The sequence below is a fragment of the Ensifer sp. 22460 genome (assembly GCF_052044935.1).
Classification (GTDB): domain Bacteria; phylum Pseudomonadota; class Alphaproteobacteria; order Rhizobiales; family Rhizobiaceae; genus Ensifer.
On the sequence record NZ_JBQENZ010000015.1, the window covers coordinates 97862 to 110999 of the forward strand.

Annotated in this window: 14 protein-coding genes; 6 read left to right on the top strand and 8 right to left on the bottom strand. The window is 64.4% G+C overall.

All coding sequences use genetic code 11. The annotated features are described in order from the left end of the window. Positions 1–8: 8 nt before the first annotated feature. From ACTJKM_RS19475 to ACTJKM_RS19485, 3 genes are read right to left on the bottom strand one after another with little or no spacing between them, the layout of a single operon-like run. Positions 9–2834, bottom strand: a complete 2826-nt coding sequence (locus ACTJKM_RS19475) for a DUF4159 domain-containing protein (RefSeq protein WP_058326537.1) — start codon at positions 2832–2834, stop codon at positions 9–11. Then, positions 2831–3751 (bottom strand): DUF58 domain-containing protein, encoded by a 921-nt coding sequence (locus ACTJKM_RS19480; RefSeq protein ID WP_058326538.1) that lies wholly within the window; start codon positions 3749–3751, stop codon positions 2831–2833. Before ACTJKM_RS19480 ends, ACTJKM_RS19475 begins: the two co-directional genes overlap by 4 nt. A 3-nt stretch (positions 3752–3754) precedes the next feature. After that, positions 3755–4768 carry an AAA family ATPase gene (locus tag ACTJKM_RS19485; RefSeq protein WP_057253096.1) on the bottom strand — a complete coding sequence of 338 codons (1014 nt, stop codon included), beginning with the start codon at positions 4766–4768 and terminating at the stop codon, positions 3755–3757. Positions 4769–4939: 171 nt separating this feature from the next. On the opposite strand from ACTJKM_RS19485, the gene ACTJKM_RS19490 reads away from it, so the two are divergent. The 3 genes from ACTJKM_RS19490 to ACTJKM_RS19500 are packed head-to-tail and all read left to right on the top strand — an operon-like array spanning position 4940 to position 7448. Further along, a complete protein-coding gene (locus ACTJKM_RS19490) occupies positions 4940–5563 on the top strand; it encodes a DUF1285 domain-containing protein (protein WP_058326539.1) in 624 nt (207 codons plus the stop codon). After that, on the top strand, positions 5560–6192 hold the full coding sequence (locus ACTJKM_RS19495; protein WP_057253100.1) for a CoA pyrophosphatase: 633 nt from the start codon (positions 5560–5562) through the stop codon (positions 6190–6192). The genes ACTJKM_RS19490 and ACTJKM_RS19495 overlap by 4 nt, the downstream gene beginning before the upstream one ends. After that, on the top strand, positions 6189–7448 hold the full coding sequence (locus ACTJKM_RS19500) for a CCA tRNA nucleotidyltransferase (RefSeq protein ID WP_058326540.1): 1260 nt from the start codon (positions 6189–6191) through the stop codon (positions 7446–7448). The genes ACTJKM_RS19495 and ACTJKM_RS19500 overlap by 4 nt, the downstream gene beginning before the upstream one ends. A 118-nt stretch (positions 7449–7566) precedes the next feature. Here ACTJKM_RS19500 and ACTJKM_RS19505 read toward each other — a convergent pair whose 3' ends face one another. Then, on the bottom strand, positions 7567–7752 hold the full coding sequence (locus ACTJKM_RS19505; RefSeq protein WP_057253104.1) for a DUF1059 domain-containing protein: 186 nt from the start codon (positions 7750–7752) through the stop codon (positions 7567–7569). 195 nt (positions 7753–7947) lie between these two features. Here ACTJKM_RS19505 and ACTJKM_RS19510 point away from each other — a divergent pair, with 195 nt between their 5' ends. Then, positions 7948–8490 (top strand): adenine phosphoribosyltransferase, encoded by a 543-nt coding sequence (locus tag ACTJKM_RS19510; protein ID WP_057253106.1) that lies wholly within the window; start codon positions 7948–7950, stop codon positions 8488–8490. 69 nt (positions 8491–8559) lie between these two features. Here ACTJKM_RS19510 and ACTJKM_RS19515 read toward each other — a convergent pair whose 3' ends face one another. The 3 genes from ACTJKM_RS19515 to ACTJKM_RS19525 all read right to left on the bottom strand — a co-directional run bounded on the left by ACTJKM_RS19515 (position 8560) and on the right by ACTJKM_RS19525 (position 9849). After that, complete coding sequence (locus tag ACTJKM_RS19515) at positions 8560–8772, bottom strand: hypothetical protein (RefSeq protein ID WP_057253108.1); 213 nt, start codon at positions 8770–8772, stop codon at positions 8560–8562. 154 nt (positions 8773–8926) lie between these two features. Then, a complete protein-coding gene (locus tag ACTJKM_RS19520) occupies positions 8927–9397 on the bottom strand; it encodes a MaoC family dehydratase (RefSeq protein WP_082616006.1) in 471 nt (156 codons plus the stop codon). Continuing rightward, positions 9397–9849 carry a MaoC family dehydratase gene (locus ACTJKM_RS19525; RefSeq protein ID WP_057253110.1) on the bottom strand — a complete coding sequence of 151 codons (453 nt, stop codon included), beginning with the start codon at positions 9847–9849 and terminating at the stop codon, positions 9397–9399. The genes ACTJKM_RS19520 and ACTJKM_RS19525 overlap by 1 nt, the downstream gene beginning before the upstream one ends. A gap of 182 nt (positions 9850–10031) precedes the next feature. Between ACTJKM_RS19525 and ACTJKM_RS19530 the strand changes: the two genes are divergently transcribed. Continuing rightward, complete coding sequence (locus ACTJKM_RS19530) at positions 10032–11138, top strand: hypothetical protein (protein WP_063893319.1); 1107 nt, start codon at positions 10032–10034, stop codon at positions 11136–11138. A 90-nt stretch (positions 11139–11228) separates the two neighbouring features. Here ACTJKM_RS19530 and ychF read toward each other — a convergent pair whose 3' ends face one another. After that, on the bottom strand, positions 11229–12332 hold the full coding sequence (ychF, locus tag ACTJKM_RS19535) for a redox-regulated ATPase YchF (RefSeq protein ID WP_093233981.1): 1104 nt from the start codon (positions 12330–12332) through the stop codon (positions 11229–11231). Positions 12333–12518: 186 nt separating this feature from the next. Here ychF and ACTJKM_RS19540 point away from each other — a divergent pair, with 186 nt between their 5' ends. After that, positions 12519–13085, top strand: coding sequence for a hypothetical protein (locus tag ACTJKM_RS19540; protein ID WP_058326542.1), 567 nt, complete (start codon positions 12519–12521; stop codon positions 13083–13085). Positions 13086–13138 lie beyond the last annotated feature (53 nt).

A 13138-nucleotide genomic window follows, 5' to 3' on the forward strand; every position in this document is an offset into this window, starting at 1 on the left:
ATCAGCCCTCACTGCCCAAGCCTCTGGAGGAGGTCCGGCACATGAACCTGATCGGACTTGTAGTTGCCGGTCAGCATGTACATCATGATGTTGACGCCCGCCCGATAGGCATATTCGCGCTGCATTTCGTCCGGCGGTACCGTCGGCAGAAGCGGCGCGCCGTTGGCGTCGACAGCCCAGGCGCCGGCGAAGTCGTTACCGGTGATCATGATCGGCGTGACGCCATCGCCGCCGCGCACCGGTCGGTTGCTCTGCTCCTCGGCGTCATGGGGGGCGGCTTCCACCCACAACTGGCTCTCGGTGTAACGCCCGGGAAAATTCGAAAGCAGGTAGAAGGCCTTTGTCAGCACGTGGTCGGAAGGCACCGGTTCCAGCGGCGGAATGTCTAGGCCGTTCAGCATCTCCTGCAGGCGCTGCACATTGGGGCTGTCGCCCGCCGTCGAAGGCGTGAGCGAGGAGAACTGGTCGCGCGTGTCGAAGAGCACGGTCCCGCCGTTGCGCATATAGGCGTCGATCCGGCTCATCACTCTGCTGCTCGGCATCGGCGCCGTGGCGGATACCGGCCAATAGATGATCGGGTAGAACGCCAGCTCGTCCTGTTCCAGATCGACGCCAACGGGGGCGCCCGGTTCCAGAGCCGTGCGATAGGTCAGGTAGTTGCTGAGGCCCAGGAGGCCCTGTTCCGACAATCGATCGACCTCGGCCTCGCCGGTGATGACATAGGCGAGGTGGGTCGTGTCGAGGCGTTGCAGTGTCTGCGCGTCGCTTGGCTGGCTATCCTGCGCGTGAACAATCGAGGGTGCCAGGGCAGCAACACCAAGGGTGGCAAGGCCAAGGGTTGCAAGCACGGCTGCCGTGGCGGCGCCACCGGCAGCGCGGCGGCGCAATCCTGTGAGGCCGCCGGCCATGGAAAGCACGATCAACGTGTCGATCAGGAAAAGCATCAGCGCGAGCCCGAAGAGATAGGGCCGGATCGAGAACGGGCGCACGCCTTCCAGCCCTTCCGCGCGTTCGCTGACGAGGTTGCCTCTGATCGGAGCGATGCTGCCGCCGTCGGGGAGAAGATTGTTGGCAACAAAACCCTCTTCCGAGCCGTAGAGGCCGGGCGGTGTGTCTGCGGAAACAATCGGCGCAACTCCGGGGGCGATCTCAAGCGGCCGGGCGCTGCCCGTCTCCGTGGTCAGTTCGCCCCGGGCGTTTACCAGGCGATAGGGCGGCAGGGTCTGCGCCTTGCTTGTCTGGTCACCGGCAATGCCGCCGGCACGTGAAAGCTGGATGGACCGGCGCAGCATGTCGACGAAGGAGCCTGAAATCGGCAGGTTCGACCAGCCCGGGTCGGCGCTCACGTGGAAGAGCACGATGCGTCCACGTCCGCGTTCGGCTGTGGTGACCAGCGGCGTGCCATCGGCGAGGTTGGCCCAGGTCCGTTCGGCAAGGTCCGGTGTCGGCTGCGCCAGAACCTGGCGTTTGACAAGCACATCGCGCGGATGCTCGAGACCGGCAAAGGGGCTGGAAGATGGGTAGTCGGCAAGCGGCTGCGGCTCTGACCAGGAGAGCGCGCCGTCGAGGGACCGTTCGCCCTGCCTGAGCATGACGGGGACGAGCGGGTCGTCGGCAGGCGCGCCGGCCAGCCTCGGGCCGGCAAAGCGAACGAGCATGCCGCCATTCTCCAGCCAGCGCGTCACCAGCGGATAGCTTTCGTCCGGCAACCGGCCGACGTCGGCCATGACCAGGATCGACGGATTTTGAGCGAGAAGTTCGGCAATCGCCTTGCCGATCGCTTCCTCTCGCGGCTCGATCAGGTCGGCGTGAGGTTCGAGCGCCCGCTTGATGTAATAGAGCGGTGAAAGCAGCGGCTGCGACTGGTGAACCTCGCCGCTCAGCAGCGCCACGCGACGACGGCGATTGCCATCGTCGAGCAGGTGGATGCCGCCGGCTGTCGCCTGGCCCTCGATCGTCAGACGTGCGAAATCGTTGCGCAGCTCGAAGGGGGCCCTCAACAGGGCATTCGCTGCCGTGGCGCCTGAGGCGAAGCGGAGTTCGCCTTCGGCAATGGCGGTGCCGCGCGCGTCGCGGGCAAAGACGTAATAGGCGCGTGGCTCGCCAAGCGGCAGCCGCGATGCCGTGACCCGCATGCCTTCGTTTTCGTTGGTCGCGGATGTCAGCGCGATGGCGCTTTCCGCATTGCCTTCGATCCGGCGGACGTTGGCCGCGCCGATCTCCGCGACTTGGCGCATCGTCTGACCGTCCCCAGCCTCGATCCCGTCACTGAGGAACGCAAGCGTGCCAGGCGGCGAGTTCGCGAGGGCGGCTTTCATGGCGGCAAGCGCCCGATCGCGCGCGGCCGGCAGCGGTTGCGGCTGCGCCGCGGCCAGCCGGTCTCGCGCGGTGGTGGCGGAAGCCGGGGTCGCATCGTGCTGTCGATCGGTCGTGAAGACGATCGAAACCGGCAGATCCTTCGCCTCCGCATCGTCGATGAGCGCATTGGCGGCCTCGACCCGCCGATCCCAATCGGAGACCGTCGCCCAGCTGTTGTCGATGACGAGCGCCAGCGGGCCAGCGGAGGAAAGCGTGTTCTGCCGCGGGTTGAACACCGGATCGGCGATCGCCAGGATCACCGCCGCGGCCATCAGCATGCGCAGCAGCGTCAGCCACCAGGGGCTTTGCGCCGGGGTTTCCTCGCGCTTCATCACGGACGCCAGGATGCGCAGCGGCGGGAAGACTTCGGCCGCGGGCCTTGGCGGCGTCATGCGCAGCAGCCACCAGATGACGGGCAGGGCAACGAGGGCGGCGAGGATGGCGGGATTGGTGAACAGGAAGGGCAAGCTGCTCATAGCTGGCCCCCGTGCGTCGCGCGTCCCGGCATGCCGGAGAGATAGGTATGCACGGCGACGAGCGCCTCCGAGGCGGGCCGGTCGGTTCTGTGCGGGGTGAAGGTCCAGCCGAGGTGGCGGAGCGTCACGCCCAGGCTGTCGCGGCGGCCGACATAGGCGCGCTGATAGTCCTCGCGCAGCACTTCGGCGCGGCCGGCCGTCAACTTCTCGCCGGTCTCCGGGTCGGTGAATTCGGTGCGGCCGCTATAGGGAAACACCTCTTCCGCAGGGTCGGCGATCTCGACCACATGGCCGCGCAAACCCCGGCGTGCCAGCGGGCCGAGGCGGTCCATGATCTTTTCCGCCGGATCGAGAAAATCGCCGATCAGCACGAGATCGCTGGCGCTGCGGATCATCCCGGTATTGGGGAGGCCTTCCGCAAGCGGGCTCAGCATGATTGCGGTCGCCAGCCGTTCGGCGGCATTGCGGGCCGAGATCGGCTCCATGATGCCGGGGCAGCCGATGCGTTCGCCAGAGCGCGCGAGGATCTCGGCGAGCGCCAGCATCAGCACGAGCGCGCGGCTCTCCTTGGAGACGGCGCCGAGCCTCGACTTGTACATCATCGACGGGGAAAGATCCGCCCACAGCCAGATGGTGTGCGCGGCCTCCCATTCGCGGTCGCGGACATAGGTGTGGTCGTCGCGCGCCGAGCGGCGCCAGTCGATGCGCGACAGGCTCTCGCCGTCGCTGTAGGGCCGGAACTGCCAGAAATTCTCGCCAATGCCGCGCTTGCGCCGGCCATGCCAGCCGGAAATCACGGTATTGGCGATCCGCCGTGCTTCGACCAGGCAATCGGGAACGAGCATGGCGCGCTGTTGCGCGCGGGAAAGTACTTCACCAGCAGGAGTACGCGAGACTATGTGCCCGACGGTGGCCATTCGTCAGCCTCTGGCCTGTTTCACCAGATCGGCGATGACGTCGCGCACGGTCATGCCTTCGGCGCGGGCAGCGAAAGTGAGCGCCATGCGGTGTTGAAGCACGGGCTCGGCAAGCGCCAGGATGTCGTCGATCGACGGCGCCAGGCGCCCGTCGTAAAGCGCGCGGGCGCGGGCGCAGAGCATCAGCGCCTGGCCGGCGCGTGGGCCGGGACCCCAGGCAACGTTCTTGTCGGTCGCGGCATTGCCGTTGCCCGGACGGGCGGAGCGCACGAGCGACAGGATCGCGTCGACCACCTTTTCCCCGATCGGCATCTGTCGGATGAGGGCCTGGATCTGCTGCAGCCGCGCTGCATCGATGACCGGGTGAGCGGTTGCTTCGCTGACACCTGTGGTCTCAAGCAGGATCTGCCGCTCGGCCGCAAGGTCGGGATAGCCGACATCGACCTGCATCAGAAAGCGGTCGAGCTGCGCCTCGGGCAGGGGATAGGTGCCCTCCTGCTCCAGCGGGTTCTGGGTGGCAAGCACGTGGAAGGGCGCCGGCAGGTCCTTGCGGGCGCCTGCCACGGTGATGTGATACTCCTGCATCGCCTGCAGCAGCGCCGATTGCGTGCGCGGCGAGGCGCGGTTGATTTCGTCGGCCATCAGCAATTGCGTGAAGATCGGGCCGGGAATGAAGCGGAACGAGCGATGGCCGGCCGCATCCTGGTCCATGACTTCCGAGCCGAGGATGTCGGAGGGCATCAGGTCGGGCGTGAACTGCACGCGGCTGGAATCAAGGCCGAGGACCGTGCCGAGCGTGGCGACGAGCTTCGTCTTGGCAAGACCGGGAACGCCGACGAGCAGGGCATGGCCGCCGGAGAGAACGGCGAGCAGGGTCTGCTCGACAACACTTTCCTGGCCGAAAATAACCTTGCCGACTTCCGCACGCACCCGGGCGATTTCGCCGAGTGCGCTTTCGGCCGCGGCGACAATCGTCTTCTCGTCGATCGCGTCGGCCGCGCCCTTCATGACAGTCATGGTCGTACTCCCCGGTCGCCCGTTGTTAAACCGAATCGCCCTATACCGGGATTTCAGTTGCCAAATTCCAATTTAGACCCTGCCGGACGGCTGACAAGTCGGCGCCGACGCACTATCTCGTGACATATCAAAGGTCTCGATCTGAAAATCGGGGTCAAACGGGACGGAACAATGGCAGAAGCCGAAATTCAGCAAACCGGCGATGCCGCCGGACTGGCGGCACTGATTGCGCGTGCTGCGGGGCAGACCGGCGAAAAGGCGCGCGGCCTGCCGCCGGTGGACCGCTGGAATCCGCCGTTCTGCGGCGACATCGACATGGAGATCCGCGCCGACGGCACCTGGTTCTATCTCGGCACACCGATCGGCCGGCAGCCCTTGGTCAGGCTGTTTTCCACCGTTTTGCGCAAGGACGAGGATGGGCGCACCTATCTCGTGACCCCTGTGGAAAAGGTCGGCATCCGCATCGTCGATGCGCCGTTCGTGGCCGTCGAAATGAGCATGACCGAGGGAGAACAGGGCCAGGTCCTGACCTTCCGCACCAATGTCGGCGATGTGGTCGAAGCCGGGCCGGAGCATCCGCTGCGCTTCGTCATCCACGGCGAGAACCGGGAGCTGAAACCATATCTGCATGTGCGCGGGCGCCTGGAGGCGCTGGTCTCCCGGCCCGTCATGTACGACATCGTCGAACTCGGTGAGACGCTTGAAGTCGATGGCACCGAGATGTTCTGCGTGCGCTCGGGCGGCGCCGTCTTCCCGATCATGCCGGCGGCAGAGCTGGAAGCGCTGTCGCGATGAACCGGCATCTCTTCTCCGCTGACGAATTCCGTCGACGTGCGCTGACCCAGATGGGCGGACCGGTGGAAACCTCCTGGCGCGACCATGGCGATTTCCTGCTCAATCCGGGCATCGTGCCCTATCTGGAGACGCTGCATCTGAAGGATGCCGCAGTGCTCGTGCCCGTCGTCGACGATGGCGACGATGCCAGCGTCATCCTGACCCAGCGCACGGCGAGCCTGCGCAAGCATTCCGGCCAGGTTGCCTTTCCCGGCGGGGCCGTCGACCCCGAGGACCGTTCCGTCGAAGTGGCGGCGCTGCGCGAAGCGCAGGAGGAGATCGGCCTCGATCCGCGCTTCGTCGAAACCATCGGTCGGCTGCCGCACTACATGGCCATGTCCGGTTTCCGGATTACTCCGGTGCTGGCAGTGGTCAAGCCCGGCTTCGAACTGATCGCCAATCCGGACGAGGTCGAAAGCGTCTTCGAGGTGCCGCTGTCCTTCCTGATGAACCCGAGCAATCACGCCCGCGGTCGCGGGCATTGGCAGGGCGAGGAGCGGCATTTCTATCGAATGCCCTATGGTGATCGCAACATCTGGGGTATCACCGCCGGCATTCTCCGCATGCTCTATGAAAGGCTTTACGCATGACTTCCGTTGCCGGCGAAGGCTGGTTTTCATCGCCCTCTCTCCGCCGTGTTTTCGAGGTCCTGAACGTCGAGGGCGGCGAGGTCCGGGTCGTCGGCGGCGCGGTGCGCAACAGCCTGATGGGGCTGCCGGCCGGCGACATCGATATGGCGACCACCTGGCGGCCGGACGAAGTGTTCGAGCGGGCGAAGGCGGCAGGCATCAAGGTGGTGCCGACAGGCATCGATCATGGCACCGTGACGCTCGTCATCGACGGTACGCCCTATGAGGTGACGACGCTCCGGCGTGATGTTTCGACTGATGGCCGCCGCGCGGAAGTCGCCTTCGGCAGCGACTGGAAGGCGGATGCAGAACGGCGGGATTTCACCATCAATGCACTTTACGCGAACGACCGCGGCGACGTGTTCGACGATGTCGGCGGGCTCTCGGACATCGAGACGCGCACGCTGCGCTTCATCGGCGATGCTTCAGAGCGGGTTGCCGAGGACTATCTGCGCATCCTGCGTTTCTTCCGGTTCTTCGCGCATTACGGCAGCGGCAGGCCGGATGCCGAGGGCCTGCGCGCCTGTGCCAGGGCGCGCTCGAAGCTTGCAACGCTTTCGGCCGAGCGGGTCTGGGCCGAAACAAAGAAGTTGCTTTCCGCCGCCGATCCCGGCCGCGCGCTGCTGTGGATGCGCCAGGCAGGCGTGCTGACCGAAGTTCTGCCGGAAACGGAAAAATGGGGCATCGACGCGATCCCGGATATCGTTGCCGCCGAGCGGGCCTTTGGCTGGGCGCCGGATCCGCTTCTGCGCCTGGCCGCGATCGTGCCGCCGGACGAAGAGCGGCTGGAGGCAATGGCGGAGCGTCTGCGTCTGTCGAAGGCGGAAGCTGCCTATTTCAGCCGCTGGGCCAAGGCGCCGGCGGTCCCCGCGACCACCGTCGATACGGCCTTCGATCGGTTGCTCTATCGTCATGGAGTGGAGGGGATTGTCACAGGGCTGCGGCTGGCGCTGGCAACGGCACGGCGCAAGTCGGAAGGCGATCCGGCGCTGCTGTCCGAAACCGCTGCGCTGCGCCGGCTGCTGGCACGCGCCGACGCCTGGAAGCGGCCGAGCTTCCCGCTGAATGGCGGCGATGTGCTGAAGGCCGGCGTTCCGGCCGGCCCGCGCGTGGGAGAAATCCTCAGCGAACTCGAAAATCTCTGGATCGAGCGCAACTTCAGTCTCGACCGGGCAAACCTCATCGCCCGGCTCGAAGCCATGGTGCAGCCGGACTAATCGGACGGCTAGCGCCGCCTTGAGGACGGCTAGCGCCGCCTTGAGGACGGCTACCCTGCCTTGGCCGGACGGCTTACGCCGCCTTGGCCGGACGGCTTACGCCGCCTTGGCCGGACGGTTACGCCGCCTTGGATTCGTCGGTGATCCGGGCCTTGATGTTGTCGATCATGTTTTCGCGAATAACCGTCTCGCCGTGCGTTTCGCGCATGTGCTCGACGGCGCGGCGCACGATTTCGGCATCGTTGTCGGCGCGCGTGTGCCATTCGCAACCCGGGACGAGGGAACCGCATTCAAACAGGCGCATGGTGCTTCCTTCCCTGTCTAAAGTTTGATGCGAGAGCGCGGCGCGCCGGTCGGGCGACCGCACGATTAGAGTAGCATCAACCCCCAAGGGCGGCCAATTGTTCCCGCCGACGACGCGAGAAGAAACCGTTATAGACAAAGAGGCCGATGGTGTTATGGGTTTGCGGTAACAAGAGACGCAAAGGCCCTTTTGCCCATGACCACCGTTCAATCGGAACTGATCTCCGCCATCCGGAACATTCCTGATTATCCGAAGCCGGGCGTGATGTTTCGCGATATCACCACGCTGCTCGGCAATCCGCGCGCATTCCGCCGTGCGATCGATGAGCTGGTGCATCCCTACGCCGGTACCAAGATCGACAAGATCGCCGGCATCGAAGCGCGCGGTTTCATCCTCGGTGGCGCGATTGCACACCAGCTTTCTTCCGGCTTCGTTCCGATCCGCAAGAAGGGCAAGCTGCCGCACGACACCGTGCGCATCGCCTACAGCCTGGAATACGGCGTCGACGAAATGGAGATGCACAAGGACGCCATCAAGCCGGGCGAGAAGGTGATTCTCGTCGACGATCTGATTGCGACCGGCGGGACGGCGGAAGCGGCCACCAAGCTTCTGAAGCAGATGGGCGCTGATATCGTCGCCGCCTGCTTCGTCATCGATCTCCCCGATCTCGGTGGACGCAAGAAGCTCGAAGCGCTCGGCGTCAATGTCCGCACGCTGATCGAATTCGAAGGCCACTGATCCTGACGGGCGATAGCGGCATTGCGGATCGAAATCCGCGCGTTCCGCACCGGATCATTTTCGATCGCTTCAGAGGCGATTGATCGTCCGCAACATCAGCTGAACTTCACGCTGTGTGGCGGGTGGCAGTGTCTCTACTTCCTTTTGCCAAAACTGTTCGGCTTCCGGAGGCTCGTCTTCCCAACTTCTGACGGATGTCTCGTTATCGTCGATCACGACACGGCGATGGCCGCCAAGACGCAGATAGGCGTCCGCCAGTTCACAGACATGGGTTTTTTCCATGGCCAACACTCCCGTTTCCTTGATGCAAGGCGGGCATCCCGCACGGGGTAAGTGACAGTCGGCACCGCGCTTTGTCTGGTGCTGATTTTACGCGCAAACCGCGCTGGAATTAAGATGTCTCTGGAGGTGCGTCGCCCGAAGGCGGCGCTCGTTGCTACACGAACTCGATCACCTTGCTCTCAAAGCGGATCACCGCCTCGCCGTGCTGGTTGTCGCCTTCGCACAGGATCGTGTTGATCCGCCAGCCGGGTTTCGAGGTGAGCGAGCGGCTTTCGAGGAAGGTCACGAAATAGGTGACCGTGTCGCCGGCATAGACCGGCTTCAACCATTTGAGATCGCGAAAACCGGGCGAGGGGCCGAGGTTCGGCGCACGCAGACCCTCGGCGGCGAGCCGGCGCTGCTCGTTCCTCCAGAAGCGGACGAAGCATTGCATCCATCCGGCGCTGGTATGCCAGCCCGATGCGCAAAGCCCGCCGAACAGCGAATGCCGTGCCGCTTCCTCATCGAGATGAAAAGGCTGCGGGTCGAAGTCGCGGGCGAAGCGGATGATGTCTTCGGCCGTGAAGGTCAGGCTGCCGATGGCGGTCCTGGCCCTGGCGGCGTAAAATTCTTCCATCGTCATCATCAGGCTTGCCCCTTCTCGCGGCAGCGAAAGAGAACGGTGCATTCGGAGACCGCCACGGGCTCACCCGCCTGGTTGGTGATTTCGTTGCGGAATTTGACGATGCCGAGATCGGGCTTCGAATTCGACCGCCGCGCCTCGAGCACGAGGCTGAAGCCATTGAGGATATCGCCGGCGATGACCGGCTTCCTCCAGTCCATGAAGTCGATGCCGGGCGACCCTTGAGACGTCGAATTGCCCATGAAGGCGTCGAGCATCATGCGCATGCCGACGGCGCTGGTGTGCCAGCCGGACGCGGCAAGGCCGCCAAGAATGCTGCGTTTTCCCGCTTCCTCATCGAGATGCATCGGCTGCTGGTCGAACTCACTGGCGAAGGCGATCATCTCCGCCGGCTTCATCTCGACCGGCGTGTAGTCGAAACGGCGCCCTTCGGAAAAATCCTCGAAATACAGCATGCTTGAGTTGTCCCGTCTGATTTGCTGCCGTCTACCTACTGCATAATTTATCGAAGCGGAATCCATTTGAGCGGATCTGTTGCGAGGCAGCGCGGGCTGAATTTCCAGGTTGCGCATGCCGGACGTTCATGCAACCACCTGTCTAGCTGCCGCATCCGCCGGCGCTTGATCGAGGAGCATTCGTGACCGAACTGAACAGAGCGCTCGCAGGCGCTGCCGAAAAAGGGATCATCTCAGCGAACCAGGTGAGAGATCTGGAAGCCTATCTTGCGGACCGCGGCATGATCTTCGGGCCGACGGCGCCGGATGCCGCCGCGGAGCGACAGGACGCTGCGCTTGATGCGCGTGCAGCCGAAGACAGCGAGCAGCCGCGGTTCGTGCGGGGATTTCACGATATCCTGATCACCATCGGCGTCATTGTCGTGCTGATCGGCCTTTGGGGTCTGGGTGGTCCGTTCGCAACGCTGCCGGTCATTCTCATCCTTGCCGAAATCCTGGTGCGGCGCCAGCGGCTGGCACTGCCGTCGGTGGCGCTGACGGTCGCGCTCGTGCACTGGGTCGGGACGACGTCACTGTTGTTCGTGAGCGAGCATGACGATGCCTGGAAGCCGCTTGTCTTTGCACTCGCCTACCTATCGGCGTTCCCGATCCCGCTGGGCCTGTTCTACTGGCGCTATCGTGTACCACTGGCGCTGGCCGGTCTGATGGTATCGATCGCACTCATCTGCGTGGTCGCGATCCTTCTTGCCCTCGAGAAGATCCTGGGGATCGACCTTGCCAACGAAGACCATTTCATGCTTCTCGCGCTCACCGTTCTTGTTGGAGCCCTGGGCCTTTTTGCGGCCGCCATGCGCTACGACGTTTCCGATCCACAGCGTGAGACCGCGCGCTCGGATACGGCATTCTGGCTGCACCTGGCCGCAGCACCTGCATTGCTCTACGCACTGATGGGCCTGGTTTTCCTGTCGAACGGTGGCAGCAGCTGGTGGGACGGCCGGGCCGGCTTCGGCCAGGCGGTTGCCGCGATCCTGATCGTCGCCGCTTTCATGCTGGTCGGGCTGATCATCGACCGCCGCGCCTTCGTCACCTCAGGGCTGTTGTCGCTGGGTGGTGCGATCTGGACGATGCTGAGCCAGACCGGCGCTTCGCTCGACAGCTACGTCTTCGTCGCCTTCGCGGCCGTCGGCGTCACTGTTCTGGTCATCGGCATCTTCTGGCAGAGGCTGCGCCGTATGGTCATGGGCCTGCTGCCGGAAACGATGACGGCGCGGTTGCATGCCGCGCCGTGATCTCTGAGCCTTGATGTGCGCTGCATTCAGATCGTCTCTGGCAGCGCGCTTTCTCATGCCTGATGCAGCGCAAAAGCGCTGCGACCGGCCTTACGTGTTGAAGCGGAAGTGGATGACGTCGCCGTCCTGGACGACGTATTCCTTGCCTTCGTCGCGCGCCTTGCCGGCTTCCTTGGCGCCCACTTCGCCGCCGAGCGTGATGTAATCCTCGTAGGCGATCGTGTTGGCACGGATGAATCCGCGCTCGAAGTCGGTGTGGATGACGCCGGCCGCCTGCGGTGCCTTGGTGCCGCGCTGGATCGTCCAGGCGCGGGTTTCCTTGGGGCCGACGGTGAAGTAGGTGATGAGGTCGAGCAGCTTGTAGCCGGCGCGGATCAGACGGTCGAGACCGGCTTCTTCGAGGCCGAGCGCGCTCAAGAACTCCTTGGATTCTTCTTCCGGCAGCTGTGCCACTTCGGATTCGATCGCCGCCGAGATCACGACGCTTTCGGCCCCCTGCGCCTTTGCCATTTCGGCAACCGCGCGGGTGTGTTCGTTGCCGTCGACCGCATCGCTTTCGGCGACGTTGCAGACGTAGAGCACCGGATGGGCGGTCAGGAGGTTGAGGCCCTGCAGGATGCGCAGCTCTTCGGCATCGAGCGTGGCAAGCAGCGTGCGTACCGGCTTGCCGTCCTGCAGCAGCTTCAGCGAGGCTTCCATGATCGGCAACTGCGCCATGGAGTCCTTGTCCTTGCCGCCGGCGCGCTTGCGGGTCTGCTCGGTGCGGCGCTCGAGGCTGTCGAGGTCGGCGAGCATCAGCTCGGTCTCGATCGTCTCGGCATCGGCGACCGGGTGGATGCGGCCTTCGACGTGGGTGATGTCGTCATCCTCGAAGCAGCGCAGCACATGCACGACGGCATCCACTTCGCGGATGTTGGCGAGGAACTGGTTGCCGAGGCCTTCACCCTTCGACGCGCCACGCACGAGGCCGGCGATATCGACGAAGGAGATGCGCGTCGGGATGATTTCCTTCGACTTGGCAATGTCGGCAAGCTTGCGCATGCGCGGGTCCGGCACCGCCACTTCGCCGGTGTTCGGCTCGATGGTGCAGAACGGGTAGTTGGCTGCCTGGGCGGCCGCCGTCTTGGTGAGTGCGTTGAAGAGCGTGGACTTGCCGACGTTCGGCAGCCCGACAATACCGCATTTGAAGCCCATGGGGTCTCGTCCGTATCCTTAAATTCCGTTGGCGTGGCTATGCGGGAAGGGCGCTTCCTGGTCAAGGGTGGACACCCCGTTCACGGTAAATAAGGGGCTTGCGCCGTTGAACGCGCGGTATTTGGGCCGCATATGCCCTCAGAAATCCGCCGGTCCCGTCGCGGCGAAAAGTCTGAGGAGCCCACATTGATCGATCAGAAATTCATGTTCCCGCGCGTGCCGGTGGCCGTCGTCGATATCGGCGACACGCTTGAAGCCCTGCTGATCCGTTCCATGCTGGAGAGCCTTAGCGCCGTCGTCACGCTGCATCTGCCGGGGACACCCGGGGACTTCCTGACCTTGATCGCCGGCGGCGAGTTCGTGCATCAGCATCTGGTCATTTGCGGTCACGGCGACGAAAATGGTTTCGTCTTCGGCGAGTATTGCGAAGGCATCGACACATCGATGCTAGTCGACGGTAGCCTGCCGCCTTCGGTCGTTGCCGAGCATGCCAGGCTCGGCGGCAAGATCGTTCTCAGCACCTGCTGCGAAACCGGCGGCAAGGCATACGGCGATGCCTTTGTCGGGGCGGATGGCGCAGCCCTCTACGTCGCTCCCGATGGTTCGCCCGAAGGGGCCGATGCGCCGCTCTTCGTGCATTGCTTCTATCATGCGCTTCTTGCGCGCAAGCAGGCGCCCGAGGCGGCACTGGAGCGGGCCCGCTCCTATGACGAGGCGGCGACGATGTTCGTCGGGCACTGGCCCGCCAACTGACCGACGGTGACTGCCGCCCCTGCTTTTGCTTGATCGGTGCGCCCGCCCGTAGG

Bases quoted from the DNA above. Each gene is read 5' to 3' on its own strand.
- ACTJKM_RS19495 (WP_057253100.1), top strand. From the start codon at position 5,560: ATGAACCGGCATCTCTTCTCCGCTGACGAATTCCGTCGACGTGCGCTG.
- ACTJKM_RS19475 (WP_058326537.1), bottom strand. From the start codon at position 2,834: ATGAGCAGCTTGCCCTTCCTGTTCACCAATCCCGCCATCCTCGCCGCC.
- ACTJKM_RS19515 (WP_057253108.1), bottom strand. From the start codon at position 8,772: ATGGAAAAAACCCATGTCTGTGAACTGGCGGACGCCTATCTGCGTCTT.
- ACTJKM_RS19480 (WP_058326538.1), bottom strand. From the start codon at position 3,751: ATGGCCACCGTCGGGCACATAGTCTCGCGTACTCCTGCTGGTGAAGTA.
- ACTJKM_RS19505 (WP_057253104.1), bottom strand. From the start codon at position 7,752: ATGCGCCTGTTTGAATGCGGTTCCCTCGTCCCGGGTTGCGAATGGCAC.
- ACTJKM_RS19485 (WP_057253096.1), bottom strand. From the start codon at position 4,768: ATGACTGTCATGAAGGGCGCGGCCGACGCGATCGACGAGAAGACGATT.
- ACTJKM_RS19520 (WP_082616006.1), bottom strand. From the start codon at position 9,397: ATGATGACGATGGAAGAATTTTACGCCGCCAGGGCCAGGACCGCCATC.
- ychF (WP_093233981.1), bottom strand. From the start codon at position 12,332: ATGGGCTTCAAATGCGGTATTGTCGGGCTGCCGAACGTCGGCAAGTCC.
- ACTJKM_RS19525 (WP_057253110.1), bottom strand. From the start codon at position 9,849: ATGCTGTATTTCGAGGATTTTTCCGAAGGGCGCCGTTTCGACTACACG.
- ACTJKM_RS19510 (WP_057253106.1), top strand. From the start codon at position 7,948: ATGACCACCGTTCAATCGGAACTGATCTCCGCCATCCGGAACATTCCT.
- ACTJKM_RS19500 (WP_058326540.1), top strand. From the start codon at position 6,189: ATGACTTCCGTTGCCGGCGAAGGCTGGTTTTCATCGCCCTCTCTCCGC.
- ACTJKM_RS19490 (WP_058326539.1), top strand. From the start codon at position 4,940: ATGGCAGAAGCCGAAATTCAGCAAACCGGCGATGCCGCCGGACTGGCG.